Annotated in this window: 26 protein-coding genes and 1 tRNA gene; 21 read left to right on the forward strand and 6 right to left on the reverse strand. The window is 47.3% G+C overall.

Going from position 1 to position 22,531, the window contains the following annotated elements; translation table 11 throughout:
* Positions 1-15: 15 nt before the first annotated feature.
* The 3 genes from V4534_00985 to V4534_00995 are packed head-to-tail and all read right to left on the reverse strand — an operon-like array spanning position 16 to position 1,608.
* On the reverse strand, positions 16-273 hold the full coding sequence (locus V4534_00985; GenBank protein MES2503430.1) for a (2Fe-2S) ferredoxin domain-containing protein: 258 nt from the start codon (positions 271-273) through the stop codon (positions 16-18).
* Positions 227-1,099 (reverse strand): lipoyl synthase, encoded by an 873-nt coding sequence (gene lipA / locus V4534_00990; protein ID MES2503431.1) that lies wholly within the window; start codon positions 1,097-1,099, stop codon positions 227-229. The genes V4534_00985 and lipA overlap by 47 nt, the downstream gene beginning before the upstream one ends.
* Positions 1,096-1,608 (reverse strand): DUF2505 family protein, encoded by a 513-nt coding sequence (locus V4534_00995; GenBank protein ID MES2503432.1) that lies wholly within the window; start codon positions 1,606-1,608, stop codon positions 1,096-1,098. Before V4534_00995 ends, lipA begins: the two co-directional genes overlap by 4 nt.
* A gap of 101 nt (positions 1,609-1,709) precedes the next feature.
* Between V4534_00995 and V4534_01000 the strand changes: the two genes are divergently transcribed.
* From V4534_01000 to glyA, 3 genes are all read left to right on the forward strand, one after another.
* Positions 1,710-1,784, forward strand: a tRNA-Ile gene (locus V4534_01000).
* A 15-nt stretch (positions 1,785-1,799) separates the two neighbouring features.
* Positions 1,800-2,519 carry a hypothetical protein gene (locus V4534_01005; protein ID MES2503433.1) on the forward strand — a complete coding sequence of 240 codons (720 nt, stop codon included), beginning with the start codon at positions 1,800-1,802 and terminating at the stop codon, positions 2,517-2,519.
* On the forward strand, positions 2,520-3,752 hold the full coding sequence (glyA, locus tag V4534_01010) for a serine hydroxymethyltransferase (GenBank protein MES2503434.1): 1,233 nt from the start codon (positions 2,520-2,522) through the stop codon (positions 3,750-3,752).
* Here the strand turns inward: glyA and V4534_01015 are convergent.
* Positions 3,730-5,055 carry a hypothetical protein gene (locus tag V4534_01015; protein MES2503435.1) on the reverse strand — a complete coding sequence of 442 codons (1,326 nt, stop codon included), beginning with the start codon at positions 5,053-5,055 and terminating at the stop codon, positions 3,730-3,732. The two genes, glyA and V4534_01015, sit on opposite strands and share 23 nt — an antisense overlap.
* A 41-nt stretch (positions 5,056-5,096) precedes the next feature.
* Complete coding sequence (gene rph / locus V4534_01020) at positions 5,097-5,804, reverse strand: ribonuclease PH (protein ID MES2503436.1); 708 nt, start codon at positions 5,802-5,804, stop codon at positions 5,097-5,099.
* A 28-nt stretch (positions 5,805-5,832) separates the two neighbouring features.
* Here rph and V4534_01025 point away from each other — a divergent pair, with 28 nt between their 5' ends.
* The 6 genes from V4534_01025 to ttcA all read left to right on the forward strand — a co-directional run bounded on the left by V4534_01025 (position 5,833) and on the right by ttcA (position 10,378).
* Complete coding sequence (locus V4534_01025) at positions 5,833-6,426, forward strand: hypothetical protein (protein MES2503437.1); 594 nt, start codon at positions 5,833-5,835, stop codon at positions 6,424-6,426.
* Positions 6,423-6,830 carry a hypothetical protein gene (locus V4534_01030; GenBank protein ID MES2503438.1) on the forward strand — a complete coding sequence of 136 codons (408 nt, stop codon included), beginning with the start codon at positions 6,423-6,425 and terminating at the stop codon, positions 6,828-6,830. The genes V4534_01025 and V4534_01030 overlap by 4 nt, the downstream gene beginning before the upstream one ends.
* Complete coding sequence (locus V4534_01035) at positions 6,808-7,542, forward strand: hypothetical protein (GenBank protein ID MES2503439.1); 735 nt, start codon at positions 6,808-6,810, stop codon at positions 7,540-7,542. Before V4534_01030 ends, V4534_01035 begins: the two co-directional genes overlap by 23 nt.
* The gene (locus V4534_01040) at positions 7,532-8,746 is read left to right on the forward strand and encodes a patatin-like phospholipase family protein (GenBank protein MES2503440.1); all 1,215 of its coding nucleotides are present in this window, start codon (positions 7,532-7,534) and stop codon (positions 8,744-8,746) included. Before V4534_01035 ends, V4534_01040 begins: the two co-directional genes overlap by 11 nt.
* 88 nt (positions 8,747-8,834) lie before the next feature.
* Positions 8,835-9,509, forward strand: coding sequence for a sigma-70 family RNA polymerase sigma factor (locus V4534_01045; protein MES2503441.1), 675 nt, complete (start codon positions 8,835-8,837; stop codon positions 9,507-9,509).
* A gap of 38 nt (positions 9,510-9,547) precedes the next feature.
* A complete protein-coding gene (gene ttcA / locus V4534_01050; protein ID MES2503442.1) occupies positions 9,548-10,378 on the forward strand; it encodes a tRNA 2-thiocytidine(32) synthetase TtcA in 831 nt (276 codons plus the stop codon).
* On the opposite strand, the gene V4534_01055 is transcribed toward ttcA, so the two are convergent.
* The gene (locus V4534_01055) at positions 10,332-12,077 is read right to left on the reverse strand and encodes a hypothetical protein (protein MES2503443.1); all 1,746 of its coding nucleotides are present in this window, start codon (positions 12,075-12,077) and stop codon (positions 10,332-10,334) included. The two genes, ttcA and V4534_01055, sit on opposite strands and share 47 nt — an antisense overlap.
* A 97-nt stretch (positions 12,078-12,174) precedes the next feature.
* Here V4534_01055 and V4534_01060 point away from each other — a divergent pair, with 97 nt between their 5' ends.
* Genes V4534_01060 through V4534_01115 form a run of 12 tightly spaced genes read left to right on the forward strand, consistent with a single transcriptional unit; the run spans position 12,175 to position 22,493 of the window.
* Positions 12,175-12,573, forward strand: a complete 399-nt coding sequence (locus tag V4534_01060) for a PilZ domain-containing protein (protein MES2503444.1) — start codon at positions 12,175-12,177, stop codon at positions 12,571-12,573.
* 11 nt (positions 12,574-12,584) lie between these two features.
* The gene (locus V4534_01065; GenBank protein MES2503445.1) at positions 12,585-13,784 is read left to right on the forward strand and encodes an HD domain-containing protein; all 1,200 of its coding nucleotides are present in this window, start codon (positions 12,585-12,587) and stop codon (positions 13,782-13,784) included.
* Entirely contained in the window at positions 13,741-14,712 is a 972-nt protein-coding gene (locus V4534_01070; GenBank protein MES2503446.1) for a sigma-70 family RNA polymerase sigma factor, read from the forward strand. Before V4534_01065 ends, V4534_01070 begins: the two co-directional genes overlap by 44 nt.
* A 7-nt stretch (positions 14,713-14,719) precedes the next feature.
* Complete coding sequence (locus V4534_01075; protein MES2503447.1) at positions 14,720-15,373, forward strand: MXAN_5187 C-terminal domain-containing protein; 654 nt, start codon at positions 14,720-14,722, stop codon at positions 15,371-15,373.
* 22 nt (positions 15,374-15,395) lie between these two features.
* Positions 15,396-15,659 carry a DNA-directed RNA polymerase subunit omega gene (gene rpoZ, locus V4534_01080; GenBank protein ID MES2503448.1) on the forward strand — a complete coding sequence of 88 codons (264 nt, stop codon included), beginning with the start codon at positions 15,396-15,398 and terminating at the stop codon, positions 15,657-15,659.
* Entirely contained in the window at positions 15,646-15,987 is a 342-nt protein-coding gene (locus V4534_01085; GenBank protein ID MES2503449.1) for a hypothetical protein, read from the forward strand. The genes rpoZ and V4534_01085 overlap by 14 nt, the downstream gene beginning before the upstream one ends.
* A complete protein-coding gene (locus V4534_01090) occupies positions 15,984-16,736 on the forward strand; it encodes an ABC transporter ATP-binding protein (protein MES2503450.1) in 753 nt (250 codons plus the stop codon). The genes V4534_01085 and V4534_01090 overlap by 4 nt, the downstream gene beginning before the upstream one ends.
* A gap of 14 nt (positions 16,737-16,750) precedes the next feature.
* Positions 16,751-17,704, forward strand: a complete 954-nt coding sequence (locus V4534_01095) for an MlaD family protein (GenBank protein ID MES2503451.1) — start codon at positions 16,751-16,753, stop codon at positions 17,702-17,704.
* Positions 17,701-20,304: an MXAN_5808 family serine peptidase gene (locus V4534_01100; GenBank protein MES2503452.1), complete on the forward strand. Its 2,604-nt coding sequence runs from the start codon at positions 17,701-17,703 to the stop codon at positions 20,302-20,304. Before V4534_01095 ends, V4534_01100 begins: the two co-directional genes overlap by 4 nt.
* A 17-nt stretch (positions 20,305-20,321) precedes the next feature.
* On the forward strand, positions 20,322-21,440 hold the full coding sequence (locus V4534_01105) for a replication-associated recombination protein A (protein MES2503453.1): 1,119 nt from the start codon (positions 20,322-20,324) through the stop codon (positions 21,438-21,440).
* Entirely contained in the window at positions 21,430-22,059 is a 630-nt protein-coding gene (locus V4534_01110; GenBank protein ID MES2503454.1) for a DedA family protein, read from the forward strand. The genes V4534_01105 and V4534_01110 overlap by 11 nt, the downstream gene beginning before the upstream one ends.
* A gap of 2 nt (positions 22,060-22,061) precedes the next feature.
* The gene (locus tag V4534_01115; protein MES2503455.1) at positions 22,062-22,493 is read left to right on the forward strand and encodes a hypothetical protein; all 432 of its coding nucleotides are present in this window, start codon (positions 22,062-22,064) and stop codon (positions 22,491-22,493) included.
* Positions 22,494-22,531: the final 38 nt, after the last annotated feature.

A 22,531-nucleotide genomic window follows, 5' to 3' on the forward strand; every position in this document is an offset into this window, starting at 1 on the left:
AGTGTATCAAAAACCTTAGAGCATCTGCTGCAGTATTTGTTCCAGTTTTTCCGGCGTGCAGCGGTCATACCAAACGCCCTCCGGGTAAACGACCGCGATGGGCCCATTTTCGCAAACTTGCAGGCAATTGGCTTTGGTGCGCAGGATTTCGCCTTTTAGTCCAAGTTCCTTGATGCGGGCCTTTAAATAGTGCCAAGATTCCATGCCTTCTTCTAAAGAGCAGCATTTAGGCTTGGTTTGGTCGCAACATAGAAAGATATGTTTCTTTAGCATGGTAGCTGCTTCTCACAAATGGCCCGGCATAGCAGGCTTTAAACCCTAACGTTTTGGCTTCATTTTGCCAACGAGTATAACTCTCAGGAGCGACATAGCGCTCTACCGGCCAGTGCTTCAGGCTAGGCCGCAGGTATTGCCCGATGGTGATAATGGAGACGCCTGTTTGTCTAATCAGCTTGAGGGTCTCGCTCACTTCATTGTCCGACTCCCCAAGGCCGACCATGATGCCGCTTTTGACGATCAAATCTCGCTCAGCTCCCAGCCGGCTCAATAAGCCTAGCGTGACATCAAAATGCGATTGGGGCCTGACTTGCTTATACAGCCTAGGAACGCTCTCTGTGTTGTGACCCCAAATATCAGGACCGGCATCGAGCACGGTTTGGACAGGCTCAGGCCGGTTTTTAAAATCGGGTGTGAGGAGCTCAATGGTGAGTCCTGAGATTCGCCGAAGCGCATGTATGCAAGCGGCAAAGTGTGAAGCGCCTAAATCAGGCAAATCATCTCGATCGACGCTGGTCACGACCACATGTTCCAGGCCGAGCTCCCGCACGGCATTGGCGAGATTTTCAGGTTCGTTTGGGTCAGGCGGCAAGCCTCGCCCGGTCTTTACGGCACAAAAATGGCACCGCCGGGTGCAAGTATCGCCCAAAATCATAAACGTGGCGGTTTTATTGCTGAAGCACTCGGTTAGGTTTGGGCACTTTGCCTCTTCGCAAACGGTATTAAGCTTGGCCCGGCGCAAAAGTTTAAAAACATCGCTCTTTTGAGAATTGTAACCAATCCCTTTGCGAAACTCCGGTGGCAATCGAAGCAGAGACCTCACGCTTTCATCATCATTTCATGGAATTTTGTCTGAATCTCTGGTTCAACGGCGTAATTTTTCTTGAGTTCGGCCAATAAAAATCCTTCAACCAGCTTGCCGACAAAAGGGATTTTCACGTTCATCTCGCCTTCAAAAACGCGCAGGGTGCCTTTTTTCAGTTTGGTGTAGGTAAACTTTCCTGTGCTCTCAAACTTAGATTTCGCGGCTAGAGGCTCAATCACAAAGCTGAGCGTGTGCTCCTTCGGATTAAACGTGCCTTTTTCTAGCCAACTAAATAGCTCAGGCGATGCAATCTTAGCGATCGCTGGGGGCAACTCCCCACCCGCCGAAACTTTAAAGCACCAATACCTTTCACCGCTGGTTAATTCTTGATGCTCAACCAGCTCCCGACTCTTAAAAGAGGGGAGGGCCGAAAGCATCGAGCAAAGCTCAGGATGGTTCAAGTATTTTTCAAAAACGTCGACGGGAATGGTGGGAAATTCATGTTCGAGTTTGAAGGTTGTGCTCATAGGCATTTCGGTCTGTCATGTTTTGGCAGCGCTAGCAAGATTTTGAATCGACGCATTCGACTAGACAATTACTTTAAAGGACGTTAACTTTCGCTCCTGAAGGGCCCGTAGCTCAGCGGTAGAGCATTCGGCTCATAACCGACCGCGCGCAGGTTCGAATCCCGCCGGGCCCACCATTTGGAGTGTTACAAATGAATGTTCGTGAACAGCTGACCTTATTATCTCAGCTGGGTTTAATAGACCTTCGCCTCAAAGAACTGCGGGAAAAGCATAAAGTTTTGCCGCTTAAAGCCAACGAGGCAAAAAGCCGCTCTACGGGGGCTTCGCTCGAGCAAGATGGGTTTAAGTCTCAGACTGACAATCTTGAAAGTCAGAAAAAGCAGCTTGAGATTGAAATCCAAACGGAAAAAGGCAACTTGCGTAAGTGGGAAGCTCGTGCCGAAAAGATTAAAGGTGAACGCGAATATACCACTTTACTGTCTGAAATCGGATCTCAGAAAAAAGCGATTTCTAATCTTGAAACTCGCATGCTTGAGCTTTTAGAGCAGCAAGGAAAATTGAATGCTCAGCTTGCAAAAGTGAAAGACAAGCTGGATCTAGCGAATGCTGAATTCGACGACGAATGGGACAAAATTTCTGATGATTTGAAATCTTTAGAAGCCTCCCTTGCAGAATCACTGTCAGGCAAAGCTGAAGTACTTAAACACATGCCAGCGCCATTGCTTAAGCGTTATGAACAAATCGCTTCCAAGCGAGCGGGCACTGGCATTACTTTTCTAGAGAAGGGTGTTTGCAAAGCTTGTAGACGAAGCCTGCCGCCGGAGCTCTGTAATCGCATTTTGAAAGGCGAAATTGTCGAAAGCTGCCCTTCTTGTAACCGTTTGTTGGTGGCAGAAAGTATCGGAGCTTAAATGTCTATTCTGGCGCAAACAGATCCTTTAATCGCTGGCTTTATTGAAGATGAGCGTCGGCGCCAGTTTGAAGGCTTGGAGCTTATTGCCAGTGAGAATTATGTTTCGCCAGCCGTGCTTGAGGCAGTCGGCAGCATTTTAACCAATAAGTACGCAGAGGGTTACCCTGGTGCGCGTTATTATGCAGGTTGTGAGTTCATTGATGAAATTGAACGTGTAGCGATTGAGCGTGCTAAACAGTTGTTCGGTGCAGAGCACGCCAACGTACAGCCTCATTCGGGTGCGAACGCAAATCTTGCAGTCTACATGGCTGCAGTGAACCCCGGCGATACCGTCTTGGCAATGAACCTCGACCATGGCGGCCATTTGACCCATGGCGCCAAGATTAATTTTTCTGGGCGTTTATACAATATTATCCCTTACGGCGTTTCGGCGGAAACGGGTTTGATCGACTATGATGAGCTTGAGCGAATGGCGTTTAAAGAACGGCCTAAGCTCATCATCGCAGGGGCGTCTGCCTATGCGCGTGTGATTGATTTCGCGCGCTTTGCAGATATTGCGAAAAAGGTTGAAGCCAAGCTTTTTGTGGACATGGCCCACATTGCTGGGCTGGTGGCGACTGGTTTGCATCCATCGCCCATTCCGCATGCAGATTTTGTGACCAGTACCACCCATAAGACACTTCGTGGTCCTCGTGGTGGTTTGATCCTCTGCAAAGCTGAACATCAAAAGGCTGTCGATTCCAGGGTGTTCCCAGGAACGCAGGGCGGCCCGCTCATGCATGTGATTGCAGGTAAGGCTGTATGTTTTAACGAAGCGATGCAGCCGGAGTTTAAGACATATCAACTGCAAGTTTTGGAAAACGCGCGAGCACTGGCTAAAGCGCTAACCGCCCAAGGCTTTGACTTGGTTTCGGGCGGAACAGATAATCATTTGGTTTTAGTTGATTTACGCAGCAAGGGCATCAACGGCAAATTGGCTGAAGAAGCATTGGCCAAAGCGCACATAGTGGTTAATAAAAACAAAGTGCCTTTTGATCCTGCATCTCCTCAGGCGCCTTCTGGCATGCGTGTAGGAACGCCGGCGTTGACATCTCGCGGAATGGGAGTTGCTCAGATGCAGGTCATTGCTAAATGGATAGATCAGATATTACAGGCGCCCATCGATGCATCGTTGCAAGAAGATATCAAAAGCCAAGTGAGCCAGTTGGTTAAAGCGTTTCCGGTCCGCTGACCAGCGCATCCATAAAACGGCTAAATGCAGGAAATTCAGCGTTGAGACGCTCAAAGGCGCTCCTTTTTTCGTCTGGATCCTTGCTTTCCAATTTACTCATTTCGTTCGGGTTTGCATCCTGCCAGGCTCTTAGTCTTTCATTATCTGCATTTAATTCTGCAATTTGGCTACTATATGGGTTATTAGCGCCATAGATATGTTGCGCTGTCATTGCTAAGGCATATATATCGGCGAATGGTGTGGTTACTCGAAGAGCGTCTTGAAAACCGTGCGTAAACATTTCAGATGCCAACTGCGGCGATAGATAGCTGTCTAGACCATCGAGATCAGCCACATATCCTCTGCGGTCTTTGCCAATCAAGATATTGCCAGGTTTGATATCTCCGTGCACCAATTCTTGTCGGTGCATTAGTTTTAAAGAGGTAGCGACATCTGCCAGGGCTTGTGTTTTTTCTGCCTGCGATAAGACCGCGTGGTTTAAAGGCTCATATATATCTTCTCTCGCTTCTGTCTGTCCGGCATTGGTTCTGTCTAGATGCGTTAACAATCCTGCTAGCCTTAGGTTGGGGTCGGGTTTAGGAAACGCTTTGGCAACTAAATCCAACGATCTTTGGATATTGGCCTGGGCCGCTGTATTAAAGCGAGAAAGCACTTTTTCATCTAACTCCTTGGCAGGGCCTCCTTTTTGTAGAGTAAGAGTTAGTCTGTCAGTGCGGTGGACGGTCTTGAAAGTCCCGCTGCCTAATTTGTGACCGATAATTTCGATTTCGATCGTTTCCTTGCTAGTTTTGGTTACCCACGCGTCCACTGGTCCTGTAATACGTTCGCGACCGCCGACTCTTGCTGAGTGCGCAAAGCTCAGAGCGCTTTGGCAAAGAACTTTAGATACTGCTTTGACATCGGCGCTACGGGGGCTTGAAGTTGGGCTCGCTGGCGCCTTTCCCGGCATCGCAGAGGAGTCATCGGAGTTAATGGACAAGCTTGTTGGAGGCTTGGCCACCGGTTCAGGGCGCGATAGAATCGCACTTATTTCGCCCTCCAGCTGGTGAGGATATATCATGCGTTTTCGCGCGAGATGGCCTCTTGCAAGCGCTTGAAGTTTTACAGCGGCGGCGTCTTTCGAAAGTGCGCTCGGATGCGCATTTTTTGGTGAAATGCTTGAACTGTAAGAATCGTCTACCAAGTAAAGATCATCGCCGCTCATTTTGCTAGACGATGAGCTTTCACTTGTGCTGTTTTCCTGTTCTACTGTTTCGTTATGTTCAGGAATCTGGTTCGGTAATCTACCTTTGAAATCGACCATAAAAGAATGTTAATATGGTAACATTGTTCGATTCAAGCATATTACTGAATGGCTTCAAGTTGAAGTCTGCAAATTTGTGCGATTGCAGGGAGCCCTTGGCGTAAGACTTCAAGGATTAGGTTAGCTTTCATTGGGTTGCCCTCTGCTGCGCCTTGTAGTTCGACAATTGTCCCATCCTGACAGGCAACCAGATTGAAGTCGGTATCGATAGACACATCTTCTTCGTAGTTAATGTCTGTTAAAACTTGCTCGCCTTTAATACCAATAGATACAGCTGCCACTTGTCGCACTAACAGATGATCAAGTCTGAGCTGCTTTAAGAGCAATGCAATTGCCACCCAACCGCCGGTAATGGCTGCCGTTCGGGTGCCGCCGTCTGCCTGGAGGACATCGCAATCGACCGTGATGGCCCTTGGACCAAGTTGGTCAATGTCAACGGCTTGTCTTAAAGCGCGACCAATGAGACGCTGAATTTCGATGGACCTGCCGTCAGGACCCTTAGGACCCGGACGGGATTTTCTGTCGTGCGTCGAGCCGGGCAACATACCGTATTCCGCAGAAAGCCAGCCTTTGCCAATTTCTTTCCGATGTTGGGGCAATTGATTAGAAATTGTGGCTGTGACCACGACCTTTGTTTTACCGTAGCAAACCAATACACTGCCGGGATGGTGTTCGATAAAACGTTTTTGAAAAGTAATAGATCTTAGGTCTTGCGGTTTTCTGCCATCTTGTCTCATAATAGGGGTCATATTAGAAAACATTCAAAAAGGGAAAGGCATGATGAAAAAAGGATTGGTTTTATTGATATTGGTCTCATTGACCGCTTGTAAATATTCGACGTTGCCTAAAAAAACGACCATCTTAGAAGCGAGTCAAGATGATAATCTAGGTGGCACTGGTACTGATTCGGGCGATGTGAAAGCGATGGCCGAGCGCATGGCTCGAGAGATTGTAAGTATTCAATGGCCGAAGGTCGGCGCGACACCTCGCATTGCGGTATTGCCGATTGAAAACCAGACCAGATTTAGAGTGGACCCAAGATTGCTTCAGAATAAATTGGTGAAAGACTTGGTCGTATTTTCCAAAGGCCAAGTATCTTATTTGGCGAGAGACAGTGAACAAGCAGTGATGGCTGAAAGAGCTAAAAAACGCTCTGGCATCTACGACCAAGGTAAGTCTAGCGCCGCCATGGCTGGAGCAGACTATTTGCTCAAAGGCGAAATGCGATCGTTGTCTAAAGCCTCTAAAGAGGGCGTGAGCGATTATATTGTCTATAGCTTCCAACTGTTCGACGCTGAAACGGGCGTCATTCTATGGATGGGCGATTATGAAACCAAGAAAATGGGCCAAACCGGAGTGATTTATCAATGATTAGATTATTAAGCTTAGGCCTTTTATTGGCCCTTTCTATTTCTTGTGCGGGCGTGCGTCGGGCTCAGACGGGCATGCGAGCCACCATCAATAATCCAGTCGAGCAAAAGTTCGCTTGGGGTGAAGTCTATTGCGGTGAAGGAACAGTGTGTAGCGAGATTCAAGTGCTGCGGGTTGATTTCGAAAATCGCGATTCGGGCAATGTGAATGTCACATTGAAAAATCGAACCGGCCTACAGTTGCAAGCTCAGATTTCTCTGCAAATTATTAATAACGAAGGCGCTCAGTTAGACAGCACCACCTTCCAAGACGTCGGTCTGCCGCCTTCCCAGCAGAAGGTTTGGAGCATGCCTGGCGTATATCAAAAAGGAGCGAAAATCCGTGTTATCCTTCGTAGAATGTAAAAAATATCTTCTTTTGACGGTCATGGCTGTGGTGCTGGCGGGGGGTTGCTCTAGAAAGCCTATCCAAAGCTCCGGTACTTTGCCGACACCTTATTACCGCGATGTTAAGGTTCCAGAGATTGAAAAGCATGAGATGGTTATCAACGGACCTACCGCGTCTATTGAGGATTTAAGAGCTTGGAACCAGAAAGTAGGCAAGCCGACATTTGGTTTGATTGCGGCGTTTTACCAATTGCCGCAGTCTCAGCTTATTGGCGCCGTGAAAATGGAATCAGGTTATTCGTTTGGCGCCGGCTATCAAGCGATAACGCTTAAAAGTGCAGGGCCCAGACCCTATGCCGTGTTGCCTGCTTCCATTGGGCAAACACAGGTATTTACCAAGACCATGAATGAGATGATGGATGCGGGCGTTAAGTTCGTGGAAGTCTCCATGGCTGACGCGAATCAAATCATGCGGGCTGAGAAAAAAGCCATTGAAGATGACGCGGTTTGGCCTTTGGGGCAATATTTGCCTTCTGGTGTTGGCTATTTGATTTCTATTGAAAAAGGTGAAGGGCTTTATGGCCCGACTTATGTCGGCAGAGTGATTGGAACCAGTGATGGAAGGCTGATTGCGCTTGGTACTCAGCTCGATGCTGGCCCGCAGTCGTTGGAGCCATTGCTTAAGCAGTTGGTTTCCGATGCGTTAAGGCGCTTGGCGGATGCTCAATAGCACTGACAGAGCCCCTAAAACCGGCCTGATTCTATCGGGCGGCGGAGCTAGGGGCGCTTATGAAGCGGGAGTTATCAAATACATTCGAGAGCAACTCCCGGCTCGCATCAGATCTCATGCGCGTTTTGAAATTATTTGCGGCACCTCTGTCGGCGCGGTGAATAGCTGCTTTTTGGCGGCGTTAAGTCATATTCCGGAGTCTCAAGGCGAAGCGTTGGCGCAAATGTGGCGCAGTTTACGCATTGACGGAATCTACGAAATCGGCTGGCGCGAGCTGGTTAATTTGCCCAAATTTATCTTAGGCTCGAGAGGGCGGGGCGAGCTTGATGAGATTATTGGTTCCAGTCGATTGGGTGGTCTCTTCAACACTTCGCCTTTAGAAGACCTGGTTCGCAGACATATTCGTTGGAAGAATGTTCAGGTGAATCTGGAGTCCGGCGATGTACAGGCATTAGCGCTGACGGCAACACACGTGAGCAGTGGTATGACGCATATCTTTTTGCAACGTGCCAAATCATCACAGCCTTTGTTATGGAGCACCGACCCCCAGATGCAGCCATTTGAAGTGGAGCTTGGACCGGCTCATGCTTTAGCTTCTGCTGCGATACCCTGGATATTTCCGGCGGTTGAGCTTGAAGGGGAAGTTTATTGCGACGGCGGTATTAAACTAAATACCCCGATTTCACCGGCACTGCGGCTCGGAGCTGACCGTTTGTTGGTAATAAATCTTCGAACCGAAGAAAGAATTCGGGCAGAAAAAAGAAGGGCACAGATGGATAGGTATCCTTCTGCTCTGTTTTTGCTCGGCAAAATCTTAAACGCGCTCATGCTGGATAAAACAGACTATGATTTGGAACGCCTAGAACGTTTTAATAATTTGGCAGATTTAGGCAATGAAGAGTTCCGAGATAATATTACCGCCCTCCGCGGAAGCCCCTACCGGCATATCGATACGCTGGTCATTCGCCCCAGCGAAGACCTAGGCGTCCTAGCTGCTCGCAGGCTGCGCATGGGCGGCTTAGCCGAGCGTGTAGGCGGCGTAATAGGGCGCGTGCTTTCCAGAATCGTGGAGTCAACCGACCAGCAAGGTTCGGATTTTTTGAGCTATCTGTTATTCGATGTCGAATACGCCAACGATCTCATCGAATTAGGCATGCACGATGCGGATGCTTCAAGACAAAAAATCATCGATTTTTTTAATTAACGACGTCATTTTTAAATTTAATTTGCTGCTTCGGGAATAAAATTCTAAAGCCGTTGGTTTCTTTTCCTGAACATATCAAGGAGAGCCCATGACGCTTGCGCCTGTTTCTGTGACGGAGTGTGAACCTAACCTCAAGGCCTTCGAAGAGGAAGTGATTCCTCACGTGAGTACGCTGTTTGGAGCAGCACTAAGACTCACCCGGTCCTCTGGAGATGCCGAGGATTTGGTTCAAGAGACCTATCTCAAGGCATTTCGTTCTTATGAGCAGTTTGAAATGGGCACAAACTGCAAAGCTTGGCTTTTTCGTATCCTCACCAACACCTTCATCAATAAGTATAGACGCAAAGTTAAAGAACGCGAAATTTTGGACGGTGAGACACATGCACCGACCGTTTTTTCGACTCTAGACGCTGCGAACAAGTCCACCGATCGAAACCCTGAAACCGTTTTGTCCGACAGATCGCTTTCCGATGAAGTGGTCTATGCGCTGGAAAAAGTCCCGGTTGATTTTAGAATCGTGGTTTTGCTCTCTGATGTTTATAATTTATCCTACAAAGAAATCGCTGAAACGGTGGTGATTCCGATTGGCACCGTGATGTCTAGGCTATTTCGAGGACGACGTATCTTGCAAGAGCAGCTCTTTGACTATGCGGTGAAAGAGGGCTTTATCCGGCCCGCTCCTGTAGCAACCAACGAAGGCATCAAAACCTATTGTTTGGACGATTATAGAAAGCGCGCCTTGAAAAATACAGTTGCAGCTTAAAAATCCTTTCAGTAGGTAGTGGGGCTGGAGATAGCATCTTGAAAGCCCCACATTTAGAACACTGGCAAGGTTTTGCCATCAGCGATTATCAACACGACCGCGCCCGCAAACTGATGCGCTCCATGGTGCGGACCATTTGCGATTATGATTTAGTCAAAGAAGGCGATCATATTATGGTGGCCGTGTCGGGCGGCAAAGACAGCTACACATTAGCCGACTTTCTATGGCAAGCTAAAAAGAAGGCGCCATTTGAGTTCAATATGACCGTTGTGCATTTAGACCAAATGCAGCCGGGTTATGATGGCGCGCCTTTGCGGGAATGGCTAGAACGCTCTGGCATTCCCTTTGAAATCGTTCAAAAAGATACTTATTCTATTGTGGTTGATAAAACCAAAGAGGGCGGAACTTACTGCTCTTTGTGCTCGCGCTTGCGTCGGGGCATATTATATACGGCAGCTGAGCGATTAGGGTGCAATAAAATAGCGCTCGGTCATCATCGCGATGACGCTTTGGAAACGTTGCTGTTAAATCTATTTTACGCAGGCAAATTGCAGGCCATGCCTGCAAGCTATGTGACCGATGACGGGCGGTTTGAAGTGATTAGGCCCCTGATAGAGTGCGCAGAAAACGACATTGCTTGGCATGCTAAACGGAGCGAGTACCCAATTTTGCCCTGCAATCTTTGTGGCGCGCAGGAAGGTTTAAAGCGCGAAGCCATGAGTGAGCTGCTTAGTCAGCTGGACAAGCAAATCCCGGATGTTCGAAGTGTGATGCTGAGCGCCATTAAGAATGTTCAGCCCTCACATTTGCTCGATAGAACCATTAAGGGGACACCTCGGGTGAAGAAAGGCTTGCCAGTCGTTGAGTAAATTCTTGCTCAGGATTTAAAATTTGTCCTTCATCAGGGTTAAATAGACCAATGCTTGGATTTGAAATGGATAGCTCGTGGACAATCGTTTCTTTTAAACCGGCAACCCGCATCAGGGCCACAATCGAGCGTATGTCTGAAAACCTTCCAAGTGAGCCTTTAAAGGGGTTGGTCTTCTTTGCAAAAGCATAGGCTTCTCTGATGCGCGTCTTGTGGCTGATTAGTATCGGGTTGGCCTTCTCCATGCGCCCTCGCTCCCGGGAGAAAAACCACCTGGTGAAAATCGATTTGTTTAATATCTCGCCATAACGTAAGGCAGTTGCTTGGTCGGTGCCTATGGGGAGTTGTTTAGTCAAATATGATCCAAAATCTTCGATCATTGAGCTGTTCTGGATATTCTGGATGCCTTTTTCGCTGAAATAGACATCGATGTGAATGTTGGTTGCGGGGTCACTTAATAGTATTTCTTTGGCGTCATTTAACAGTGGAATCTCTAGAGCTTCTGTTAGTTCGAAAAAGTCGGTGGCATTGGGGCTGTCAACGGTCACATGGCAATATGATTTATTTAAAGACTTATTGGGATTATCCAGCGACATCCACTCCCACATGATGCTCATTTTGGAGAACCATTTGGAAAAGTGTTCTCTTAGTGAAGTTGATTTTTGATAATGATTATCGCTGAGATAGGATTCTTTGGCACTTTCCATTTTATGAAAAAAAGTGACGTTTGAATCTCCAATACCGCCTGCTGCATTGAAATCGTAAGATGTTTCGGTTTCTTCACTGACTTGCTTTCGGGCGATTTTATCCGCTCGCTCGGTAGAGAATTTCAGAAAAATATCGTCATATGCTTGTGCTTCTTCGGCTTTGGATAGGTCAAAGACATACTGCTTAATATGATTTTGTTGATTGGTCCGCTTGGCGGCAGCCACAGCGTGTGCGCTTGCGATCCAGCTGAAAAACCGGTCCAGGCCTACGACGTGTGTTATCGTTTGAAAAATACAAAAGCTAAGTCTTCTCTCGTTTCGATATTCGTAACCTAAACCGCCTTCGTTGCCGCTGGAAGTTGTCAACTTGACCATGATTTTATTGGGACTGAGTAACTTCTGTGCGAAAATAGAGGCGCATCTCGTTTTGGAGGCTTGGACCCCGGCAGGCAGCTCGAGTGAAAACTTTGCGCGTGCCTCTTCGGACAATTCAAACTCACTGCCGGGAGGCATTGAACGGGCGAGTTGGGCAGTATAGGGAATTTGAATGCTCTGGAGGAAAGATGCGCCCTTGGCAAGCTCGCCAGATGCGCTTTCGTAGGGCTCCAGTTTTCTTAGTCGAACCTCATTGCTGAGGCTAAAGCCTACTTGCCCTTCGGCGTAAAGCCCTAAGGGTATGCTGGTTTGCTTATCTTTGCTGAGCTTTACGCGACCATTGGTTTCAAGCCAAATAATTTTGCGATTGGCTTGGCGATAATAAGTATCGCAGGCTTTTTTAACAGCGTCTTTTAGAATAAGCCGGTCGCCTGCAGGGTAGATTCGGTCTGAAAATTTCAGATCGGATCGAATGGCAAAAGGCAAATCGATGCGGGTTTGGCCTTCCTCCAATGCGCTTTGTATTTTCGACAAACCCGCCTGTCTGAGCAAGTGGGCACCCACGATATCCATGCCTGGTCCGTAGGCCCTATCAAATATTTCTAAAGCATTGGACATGGCAGGGGATATGGTGCGCGGGTTTATAGGAGGCATGCTCCATCCTATTAAAAAGGTCTTTGATTTGGCTTAGCTGTAGGTTAGTATTCGGGCAATTATGCCAATCAAAAAAGATGTTCCAACGCCTGACGAACCTAAAGCAAATCCCAAAAATACTAGGCATCTTCGCGCGCCTATCGAAATTCGCATTGAGTTGACCCAAGGCCTTCAATCTTTCACAGCCACGTCCCGCAATTTGGCTTTGGGCGGTGTCAGTTTTGAATCATTGCAAGAGTTTCATGTGGGCGATAAAATTAACGTTCTTTTATATATTCCGATTAAGAAAGAACTTGAGTTGCTCAAAGCTTCCTCTGAAGTCGTTTGGACTGAAGACCAACAAGGTTCCTGGATGATGGGTGCTGCATTTAGAAAATTTGCACCTGGTGATCAAAAGCGTTTGCGTGAATGGTTGCTTGATTGTGTCCGTGCCCAAAAAGAAGGGCGTTCTATTTTATAAGAGTTTCAAATATGCCTATTCAAATTCGCGACCCTATTCATGGCTCAATCGATTTAAGTGTTAATGAATTAAAGTTGATTGACCACCGAGCTTTTCAGCGTCTTCGGGATATCAAACAGCTGGGATTTGCGGATTTGGCATTTCCAGGGGCGACTCATAGCCGCTATATCCATAGTCTCGGTGCCATGGCGATGGCAACTCGGGTGTTTGATGCGCTTTTTAAACCGGGTGATTTGGACGAAAACGCGCGCAAGCGGATGCGCCAGGCCATTCGACTGGCCGCAATGTTGCATGATTTAGGACACGCACCCCTCTCGCACTCCAGCGAGATTCGCATGCCGTCCAAGAAAAGCTTGGGCCTAGAAGGAGAGGGGCGCGCCTCTCACGAGGACTATACCTACGCGCTGCTTACAGACTCGAGTTTTTCGAAAGAAATCGAGCGTTTGTTTGCGGATGTGGGTGTATCACCTGCCGATATTACGACCCTTGATTTTAAAATAGGGCCACTCAGCTATCAGCCGTTGATGAAGCAAATTATTAGCTCCGAGTGCGATGCGGATCGCATGGACTACTTGCAACGCGACAGTTTTTATTGTGGCGTTAATTACGGCAAATTCGATGCCGATTGGCTGGTCAGCACCCTGGTACCAATCGAAATTGAAGGCGCTGTGCATTTAGGGATTCGCTCCAAAGGCATGTTTAGTTTCGAAGATTTTTTGCTGTCGCGCTATCACATGTTTGCGAGCGTGTATTTGCACCACACGCCAGTGATTTATGAAAAGATGCTGCAGCGCTATTTCGAAGAAAGCGAAGATGCGTTTTCATTGCCGAGTGATTTAGAGGCTTATATCCAGCTGGATGATGTTGATTTGCAGCACCATTTGCGAATTAGCCAAAATCCTTGGGCGAAACGTATCGTGGCGCATAAACCCTATGCCTTACTGGCGGATGAGATGACTGAGAGCGAGCACCGAGGGCTTTGCCAGCGTTTGGAGACTGAAGGCATCGATTATATACAGACGCAATCTAAGAGCGCCATCTCCAAATATTTTGACTCCTCTGCCCATCCGCTTTATGTTCTGACTAAGCGCGGAGAGGTGATGGCACTTGAGGCCTATACCGAGCTTTTTAGCCGCTACCAAAGACCAGCACAATTTAACCGGATTTATGTTGCCCCAAACGACAAAAGCAGAGCCAGCCAACTTAGTTAAGCGTGCCAGTATCCAGCTTGCGGATGCTGGTGGCGAATGGGTTTCGAGTGGAAAAGGAGAGGACAATCTCTATGCGAGCTTTGTCCGAAAGGCGACTGAAATTCCCAGACTTTCAGAAGAAGAAGAGCGTGTCTTAGGCCTGAAAGTGAGGGACCATGGCGATCAATCGGCAGCCAAAAAGCTGGTTTATCACAACATGCGTCTCGCCATTAAAATGGCGCATCAGTATCGTCGCTCTTGGACCTTGATGATGGACTTGGTGCAAGAAGCCCTAACGGGCATGGGTATCGCCTCCAAACGCTGGGACCCGGATGAAAACACCCGTTTTGGGACTTATGCCGCTTATTGGATAAAAGCTCAGCTGTCCAAGTTTCTGATGACTAATTCTCGTTTGATTCACACAGGTAACAGCCGGGCCGGTCGTAAGGTATATTTTGCGCTACCGCAAATTCGGCGGGCGCTTTTAGCTAAAGGGCAAAATCCAACGCCTGAGTTAATTGCCAAAGAGTTAGGTGAAGACCCTGAAGAAGTAGCGTTGATTTTATCGCGTTTAGACAGCAAGGAATCGAGCCTTTCTGCGCCGATTAACTCAGATCTTGATAATACCTTAGGGGATACTTTGGCGTCCGATTGGGATAGTCCGGAAACCACCAGCGCTCGGACGCAGATTCAAAACACCATTGAAAAAATGATTAATAGTTTTGAAAAAAACCTTGATTCAGAACGCGATAAGGTTATATGGAAAGAACACTTAGTTGCTGGAGAGCCAGTGAATTTGGTAGAGTTAGGCAGGCGTTATGGGGTTTCCAAGCAGCGTATGGGTCAGTTGGCTGACAGGTTAAAGAAATCTTTTCGCAGACATGTGATTGACACCTTAGGCCCTCATACGCAACTATCTTGGCTATTTAGTGAAGATGAGGGTGGGTAGGAAGCACATGAAGAACTTAAAAGCTTTTGTGATAACAGTTTCAGCGATTGTCATTGTAACGGCAGTTGTTGGATTTTTTATTGTATTTCAGGTAGCACCTCAGTCAGCCTTCGCGCGGCTAGTGGTTGATATCGGTACGCTGATAGCTTTGATAAGTGCCTGCATTACTGTGCCTAAAGTTGCCGATTTAAAAACTGATGAAATTGCAGATGGTTTGAGAGATTTGGCCAGGGGCCGGTATGATCGGCGCATGGTTCATAAAGATTTTGATCAATTAAGTGATATCGCCCAAGCTTTCAACGAGTTGGCTGGCACCTTGGCGGACAATACGGATCCAAGCTTAAGCCGAAATAAAGCCGCTCGTTTTCCTAAGCTTGAGCCTGTGGTACAAAGGGCTGCGCTTTATGAAGAACACAGTTACCACCCAGAGTTGGGGCAGGTGCAGGCAGTTCCCGCTAAGAACACCCTGACAGATCTGTACGAGCAGTTTAAGGAAGCTCACCATTTGCAGGGCCAACAAACCGTGGATTTTGATACCTTCGAAACCACGCTATCTAAAGCCAAAGAAGCCTTGGTGAAGGAACATGGGGTTAAATCAGTTCGCTTTGAAGTGGTGCTAGAAAGCGGAGAGGTCGCCTTAAGACCTAGACTGGTGCGCTAACACATGCTAGGTATCTAAACCTATGGCACGCGTCACCGTACAAGATTGTTTAGAAGTTGTTGAAAATCGATTCGCTTTGGTTTTATTGGCTGCTGCAAGAAGCCGCCAGTTGATGAAAGGCAGCCGCTCCTTGGTGGAAGGCTTTAAAAACAACGAGCAAGTGATTGCTTTGCGTGAAATCGCTGCCGGTAAAGTTAAATTCAATCGCTCGATCCGTGAAGTGCTCGAGTCCTCCATTACCGAATTAGATCACGAGTACGAAGCTTCTCGCAGTGTCCAAGCCTAAAGCGATGGGTGAAGTTGTTCATCTGAACTTCACAAAGCCCCCCTCCAATATCCAAAAACTGAATGCTTTTAAAAAACATTTAGACAAAGGGGTGGTGCTCATTTTATTAGACAGTAGCAGGCCCGGTGTCGTTGTCCCTCCGCAATACGCAGGGGACGAAGTCTTAGGCCTTAATTTCTCCTATAGTTACGAGTTGCCAGATTTTGGCTTTGATGAGGCCGGCGTCAGTGCTACCTTATCGTTTGATGAGGGTTACTTTTTTTGCCAGATCCCTTGGGGATCGGTCTATCGCATTGGCGATCAATTTTGGTCGGAAGATTTTCCATGAGCTATATTTCTTACCAGCATGTTGATCGAGCCTTCGGCAGCCAAGTGGTTTGCAAAGATCTCACCTTAGATATCGAAAAGGGTGAAAGCTTTTGTATTATTGGGCCATCGGGAACCGGTAAGACCGTCACCATTAAAATGCTCATCGGCTTAATTCTGCCCGATGCCGGCGAGATTATTTTTGATGGTATCTCACTGTCTTCTTTGAAGCGCGATGAAGATTATTTGCCCATTCGAAAGCGCATTGCCATGGTGTTTCAGGGCGCTGCGTTGTTCGATTCCATGACCGTTTTTGACAATGTCGCGTATGGCCTGCGGAAACTAAAACTTCCACCAAACGAACTTAAAGACAAGGTTGAAGAAAAGTTAGTCTGGGTAGGGCTGCAAAACTCGATAGATAAAATGCCGTCTGAACTTTCAGGCGGTATGAAAAAACGCATTGGTCTAGCGAGAGCCATTGCGACGGATCCGGAAGTAGTTTTATACGATGAGCCCACTGCTGGACTCGATCCGATCAACACCGTTCGAATTGTTGATTTGATTGTTTCGTTGCAAGATAAGCTGAAATCAACGGCCATTATGGTAACGCACGATATTCCGTCAGTGCAACGCATGAGTACTCGAGTGGCTTTTTTATACCAAGGGCAGGTTCGCGCCCTAGGTACCATTCAGGAAATGATGAATCATCAAGACCCTTTTGTCCGTGGTTTTTTAAACAGCGATCCGAGTTTAACTGATATATTATCTTAAAGAGAGTTTAAAATATGGCATTCGGTAAACGACGAAATTTGGATATCTTTTTAGGGGCATTCATTTGCTTCGGTTTGGTGCTACTCGCACTGGTAGTTTTTCTGATCGGCAAAGAAAATCACTTGTTCGACAGGTCTGCTAGAGTTGAAACCTATTTCCAAAATGTGGTGGGTCTGTCCGTTGGCGCCGACGTGATGTTAGCCGGGGTCTTGGTCGGGTATGTCGAGAAAATTGGCTTTCCTAGCTTTGACGACAAAAATCCCTCCACCGCGGGTAAAATTCAGGTTTTGCTCAGCATACCCGAGGATAAGCTTAACTGGGTGAGAGAAGACTCCATTGCCCGGATCGACGGCAAAGGCTTGCTGGGTGATAAGATTATTAACATTAGCTTGGGAACGCCCAAGGCTCACGCCATCAAAAATGGTGGCCGTTTGATTTCTATGGAATCCATCGACATGAGCGATGCTTTAGCAAAAGCTCAAAGCGTCTTAACCAACGTGACTGGCGCGGTTGAAGCAGCCAAAGAATTCATCGAAGGATTTACCTCCAAAGGTGGCAATACCGCCTTGGCTGAAGCTGCCCAGTCAATTCGAAATATTGCTCAATCTATCGAGACCGGGCCTGGGCTTATCCATCGACTGATTTATAGTAGAAAATCGGGCGACAGCTTTGAAGCCACTTTGGCAGGTCTAGACAATCTCATGCGTGATGCAGCCAAGGGACCAAGTCTGCTGCACTCGGTCGTCTATGATCCAAAGGGTGCAGAAATTGTTGACAATCTGAATACCATAGTGACCAACACCATGGAAGGCCAAGGTACGCTTGGCAGATTGCTAATCGATCCATCTATTTACGATGACATGAAGCTAATCTTAGGCAACGTCGAAAGAAATAGAATTTTGAAAGGCTTGATTCGTTTTTCTCTGTCTCAAAAAGAAAAGATGCGCGCTATGGAATCTAAAGAATGATTAATTTAAAGATATTCGCCCTCGTTCTTGGCTTATTTTCCTTAAGCTATACTGCGAAAGACGAGAGCCTGTCCGAGCTGCGCATTTTCAACCGCGCTATTTTATTGGTCAAAGAACAGTATGTCGATCCAGCTCGTTTAAAACCCGAGAAGATGTTGATGGGCGCTTTGGATGCGCTTGAAAAACAAATCCCTGAACTGGTGGTCGATGAAGTCGTTGACGGTCAGGTTAAAATCCAGATAGGCCCCAATTCCAAGATTTTCTCAGTAAAAGGCATGAATTCCCTGTGGGACCTAAGTTTTAAGCTTAGAGATATTCTACGCTTTATCGAGCCAAAGCTCCCAGCGAGCATCAAAAGAGATGACATCGAATACGCTGCCGTTAATGGTACTTTGAGTCAACTAGACCCGCATTCCATTTTATTGGAGCCTAAGTTCTCAAAAGAAATGAAACTCAGCACCAAAGGCGAGTTTGGCGGTTTGGGCATCGTGATTGGCCTTCGAGACGGTGTGTTAACGGTTATTGCACCGCTGGATGATACCCCTGCAGCCAAATCTGGCATCAAAGCTTTGGATCAAATTATTAAAATCGATGAATCCTCCACCATCAATTTGGCCTTAGATGAAGCTGTTGAAAAGTTAAGAGGCAAGCCAGGTACCAGCGTTTCTTTGACCATCTCACGCAAAGGCGAAGCCGGCCCACGCAATATTTTGGTAATCAGAGATATTATTAAAGTCGATTCGATTACCTCGCATTTAATCGACAAAAAAGTAGGTTACGTCAAAATCAAATCTTTCCATGGCAATACCAGCCGGGATCTTAAAGCGGCCATTGAGAGCTTCAAAGACATTAAAGGTCTGATCTTAGACTTCCGAAACAACCCCGGCGGCTTGCTCAATGAATCGGTATCTGTATCCGATCTGTTCTTGGATGGTGGTGTGGTCGTGGTGACTCAAGGTGCTTTGGGAACTCAAAGAGACGAAGAAAAAGCCGAGCCAGGCCTGGAAAAATCCAAACTTCCCATTGTAGTTTTAGTGAACTCGGGCTCAGCATCTGCTTCTGAAATCGTAGCCGGCGCGTTGAAAAACCGTGGCCGCGCGGTCGTGGTGGGCGAGCAGACATTCGGCAAAGGCTCAGTCCAAATGCTCTATGATTTTCCTGACAAATCTGCGCTCAAGCTGACCATTGCCCAATACTTAACCCCTGGTGATGAAAGTATTCAGTCCGTTGGCATTACCCCTGACATCCTACTTTCGCCGGCTCTCATCGAAGATAAAAACAACCTGCTGTTGTTCCCTCAGACCCGAATGAGAGAAGGGGATCTAGATCTTCATTTGGATGATAAGCGTACCATGGCTCATAAGCCCGTCTTTGAGCTGACCTATGTGTCTGAGAATCTAGCCAAAGAAGAGCTGGAAAAACGTGCCGTTTCGTCCGTCTTCTACGAAGATTTTGAAATTAGGTTTGCTAAACGGCTGTTGCTGGCTGCGCACGGTTCCACCCGAAAAGCGCTATTAGCAGATGCTCAAAGTTTGATGCCCGTTGTCGAGCAGGAAGAAAACAAAAAGCTCACAGCTGCTTTGGAGAAGTTAGGCATTGATTGGTCAAGGCCTGCTCAATTTCCAGCGACACCTAAAATTTCGGTGCGTTTGGTCAATGCCCAAGTAGCTAAAGCAGGCCAAAAGCTAAAAATCTCCGTTGAAGCTAAAAACACCGGTACCGAGCCTGTTTACCGCCTCTACGGTATCTCAAAGTCAGCAACGCCGTTTTTTGCTGACCGAGAATTTGTTTTCGGCAAGTTGATGCCCGGGCAGAAGAAAATTTGGGATACCGAAATCGAAACCCCTAAAGACACCATGACCAGGCGCGATTTGATGCGTGTCGTATTCTTCGGCAATGGCCGGGAGCTTAGCCCGTTAGATATCCCGATTTCGCTTCAAGGCTCAGTTAAGCCTATATTAGCCTATGACTATCAAGTCATTCCTGCCAAAGCCGGTGAAAAAACACGCGTCAAAGTGAAAGTAAAAAACATTGGTGCAGGCAACTGCGAAGAGCCAATTGTTCTTTTAAAAGCCAAAGGCGATGCCGATATCTTTATTGATCAAGGCCGCCAAAAAATTAAAGCACTTAAGCCAGGCCAGAGCGCTGACGCTGAACTGGCGTTTACGCAGCGCACGCCAGAGGGCAAAGCCGAAATACAACTTCAGCTCTTTGACGGCATTTCCGGTGAATACTGGGTAGAAGATTTAAATATCAAATCCGCTCAGAAAATCGCTAAAACACCGCCTCAAATTCGCTGGCTAGAGCCTTCCAATATGCCTGTGGTGGTGAAAAATACCTACCGAGTGCAGGCTGAAATCACCGGCAAAAAAGATCTGAAAGATGTGTATCTGTTCGTGAATGATCAAAAGGTTGTTTACCAGTCTTTTAAAGCTATCAAGAAAGGAGCGCCGCAAATCCTAATACTGGATCAAGTGGTCAAACTTAAACCTGGTGTCAATCTGATCACACTGGTTGCGAGGGCTGGGGAGACCTACAGCCAACGTGACAGTTTGATCGTGTTCTCTGAAGTTGGAGATCCGTTGGCTAAAAATCCATGAGTCCGCTAGCTGCTCAAATGCGCCCCAAAAGCTTGGGGGATATGGTTGGGCAGGAGCATTTGCTCGGAGAAGAGGGCTTATTAACTCGGCTGATTGCCAATGGTTCACTCCCCTCGTTAATTTTATGGGGACCGCCAGGCTCTGGAAAAACCACCTTGGCCGAAAACCTGGCGCGCGCCATCAGGCGCCAAATTATCCGGCTTTCTGCTGTGTCGGCAGGCGTGAAAGAAATTCGCGAAGCGGTTGAAATTGGTAAAAAAACACCGATTATTCTTTTTGTAGATGAAATCCATCGCTTCAATAAAGCGCAACAGGATGTGCTGCTGCCTTATGTTGAAGAGGGTCTGCTAACACTTATCGGTGCTACGACCGAAAATCCTTCATTTTCCGTAAACAACGCGTTGCTTTCTAGATGCCGAGTGTTGGTTTTAAAGCCATTATCGCCCGAAAATTTAAGCCTCTTGCTTGACAAGGCATTGGCACTAAAAAATTACAGCATCGATGAAGACGCTCGCTCGGCTTTGCTTCAAAGCGCTACCGGCGATGCGCGGGTGCTTTTATCCACCTGCGAAGTAGCATTCGGGCTAGTCGAAAAGGGCGAAACCAATCTAAGTTTTGAAGTTATTAAGCAAGCCGTTGGTAAGCGCGTCTTGGCCTACGACCGCAAGGCAGAAGAGCATTACAATACAATCAGCGCATTTATCAAAAGCATGAGAGCCAGCGATGCTGATGCGGCTTGTTATTATTTGGCGCGTATGTTGGAGGCAGGGGAAGACCCGCGCTTTGTCATTCGGCGAATGATGATTTTTGCCAGCGAGGATATTGGCAATGCGGATCCGCAGGCTTTAATTCTCATGGCTGCAACCTTGCAAGCCTTCGAGCTGATGGGCCTGCCTGAGGGCGTACTGCCACTCACACATGCCGTTATCTATTTGTCTAAAGCGCCTAAATCCAGGTCTGTCATCAATGCCTATTATGCTGCCAAGGAAGATGTCGTTAATCTCGGCGCCCTGCCAGTGCCTATGCACCTACGCAATGCTCCTACCAAGCTGATGAAAGAGCTTGGTTACGGGCAAAAAAGTGCTGGAAGTAGTAATCTTCCGGACAGGCTCAGGGGCAAAAAATATGTTTCATGAATTGATCCGGATGTGGTTTGAGTGGGTGGAGCATGGAGGCTATTTCGGCATTTTTGTTTTGATGGCCATGGAAAGCTCCATCATTCCCGTGCCATCAGAAGTTGTCATGGCGCCTGCTGCATTTTGGGCAGCGCAAGGCCGCATGAATTTTTGGGGCGTGGTGCTGGCAGGTACTTTGGGCAGTTATGTTGGATCTTTACTTTGTTATTGGGTAGCGCTTTTGGTCGGTCATCCCTTGCTTGAGCGATATGGCAAATATTTCTTAATTAGCCCAAAGAAGCTAAAAATGGCTGAAAGATGGATTCGCCATTTCGGCGCGTTCGGCGTCTTCACCGCCCGTTTTCTGCCGGTGGTTAGGCACCTGATTTCACTACCAGCGGGGCTTTTTCGCATGCCTTTATGGGGTTTTAGCATCGCGACTTTCGTTGGCTCTGGCATTTGGTGCTTTATTTTAGCCTGGTTTGGTCAAAAGATCCTGGGGAGCAACCCCGAATTACTGCAATCGCCAGAAACCATGATCGGCGTGGTGCAATCTCAAATGGGTTGGTTTTTAGGTTTGGCGATTTTGCTCGCGCTTTTATACGGCGTGGTAATCTGGTTTAAAGGAAAAAAGGATTAGCTATGAAAAATATGTATGTTTTGGCAATTTTGTCTCTATTAACGGCAAGTGGTTGTGCCTCAGTTCCTGTGAGTGTTGATCTTGCTAAGTCTGCGTCAGGAACCGACGCCATTCTGTTTCAGAAAAAAACTTCTGAAGCGGACGCACATCTTATCGTCATACGAGACAAGGGGTTTGTCGGATCCGCGTGCAAGACTAAGATCTTTGTCAATGGTGATTTGGCGGGACAAGTATCGGCTGCGCATAAAATTGAATTTTGGCTTCCGGCAAGCGACTATTTGTTAGCCGTGCAACCGGCCGGAATTTGTGCGGGCCTATTGGTTGAAAGAGATGTCGTTTTTAAAGCAAATGAGGAAAAGATTTTCAGGATTTCGATGGATCAAAATGGTGGGTTGCAGTTTGGCCCCACGATGCGAAAAAATTCATATAATTGATTGTTTGAGCTGAGCTGAGTCTATTGATTCTGGTTTAA

The organism is Myxococcota bacterium (assembly GCA_040387835.1).
Classification (GTDB): Bacteria; Myxococcota; UBA727; order UBA727; family JABDBI01; genus JAZKCZ01.